This is a genomic window from Streptomyces alanosinicus, assembly GCF_014650595.1.
GTDB lineage: Bacteria > Actinomycetota > Actinomycetes > Streptomycetales > Streptomycetaceae > Streptomyces > Streptomyces alanosinicus.
Genome location: NZ_BMVG01000134.1, coordinates 1 through 1,515 on the forward strand (window position 1 = coordinate 1; position 1,515 = coordinate 1,515).

Consider the following 1,515-nt stretch of genomic DNA (forward strand, 5'->3'; position numbering starts at 1 on the left):
GGCGCTGCACGCCCTGGTACGGGCCAGGCCGCTGAGGACCGGGTATGTGAGGTCGTCGACCGCTTCGCCCAGCCCTTCGGTCAGCTGGGTGTAGAGGTGGGCGCGAGTGCTCCGCCGCAGGAGCAGGCCCAGCGCATCGGCGATGTCGTGTCCCGTCGAGTTCTTCACCCCTCCAGATTAGCGTGCGCCGCGCACGCTTTTCCTGTACGGTCATAAGCGTGCTTCAGGCACGCATCTCCGGCTGACGCGCGCCGGGTCACTCCCACACCCGACCGAAGGAACCTCCATGAACCACACCGACGTCCGCACCGCCCTCACCGACCTGCTCCTCACCCCGGGCCTCGACCTCGACGAGGCCGCCGACCGGCACTTCGCCCCCGACTACCGCCAGCGCACCGACGGAAGCTGGGACGACCGCACCGAGTTCCTCGCTCACATCGCCCACCTGCGCACGGTCGTCGCCGGCGGCTCGGTCGAGGTCCACGACGAGCTCGTCTGCGGCGACCGCTACGCCGACCGCCACACGATGGAGGTCATCAAGACCGACGGCTCCACCGTCCGCATGGAGGTCTACCTCTTCGGTGAGTTCGCCCCCGACGGCCGCTTCCGCCGCATCGAGGAGACCACCCTCATGCTCGAAGGCGCCGACGCCGACCGGAACCTCGGCAGCGCCCGCTGAACCGCACCCCTCCACCTGACACCACGAGGCCGCCCCCGGTCCCGGCGCATCGGCGCGCGGCCGTCACGGCGCATCATCCGAAAAGTGAGAGGAAGTGGTCGTCGTGCTCGACGTGCTCATCGCCGGGGCCGGCCCGGTGGGGCTCTGGCTCGCCGCGGAGTTGCGCCTGCACGGGGTGGAGGTGACCGTCGTGGAACGCCGGACGGCACCGGACGGACGGTCCCGCGCGGTCGGCATGCAGGCCGGCACGCTGGACACCTTCGCCACCCGCGGACTCGCGGAGCGGTTCATCGAACGCGGCACCCCGGTGCCGACCGGCCACTTCGGCGCGGCGACCACCCGGCTCGACTTCTCCACAGTCGGAGCGGTGCACCCCTACATGCTGGCGCTCGGCCAGTCCGTCACCGAACAGCTCCTGGAGCAGCACGCCGTCGCCGTGGGCGCCCGGGTCCTGCGCGGGGAGGAGATCGTCTCGCTCACCCAGGGGCCGGACGCCGTCGAAGTGGTGATCCGGGCCGGCGGCACCCACCGGACCGTGCACGCCCGCTGGGTGGTGGGCTGCGACGGCACCCGCAGCGCGGTGCGCCAGGCGGCCGGCATCGACTTCCCCGGCCAGGACACCACCCTGACCGGCTGGCTCGCCGACGTCGAACTCGACGATCCGCCCACCGCGCCGCTCGCCGCCACCGGGCCGGCCGGTTCGTTCCTGGCCGCCCCGATCGGCGACGGCGTCCACCGGCTCGCGGGCCTCTCCACGGCCACCATGCACCACGGCACCGGCGAACCGCTCACCCTGCAGGAGGTGCGCGAGCAGACCCGCACACTGCTGGGACGGG

Annotated in this window: 2 protein-coding genes and 1 pseudogene; 2 read left to right on the forward strand and 1 reads right to left on the reverse strand. The window is 72.4% G+C overall.

All coding sequences use genetic code 11. The features are described from left to right. Positions 1-168, reverse strand: a pseudogene (locus tag IE277_RS46625) (MarR family transcriptional regulator); the annotation flags it as partial. A gap of 118 nt (positions 169-286) precedes the next feature. Between IE277_RS46625 and IE277_RS46630 the strand changes: the two are divergent. Together IE277_RS46630 and IE277_RS46635 are read left to right on the forward strand one after the other, a co-directional pair. After that, the gene (locus IE277_RS46630) at positions 287-679 is read left to right on the forward strand and encodes a nuclear transport factor 2 family protein (protein WP_189960190.1); all 393 of its coding nucleotides are present in this window, start codon (positions 287-289) and stop codon (positions 677-679) included. 103 nt (positions 680-782) lie between these two features. Then, on the forward strand, positions 783-1,515 hold a 733-nt coding region (locus IE277_RS46635; protein ID WP_189960192.1), incomplete at its 3' end, for an FAD-dependent monooxygenase.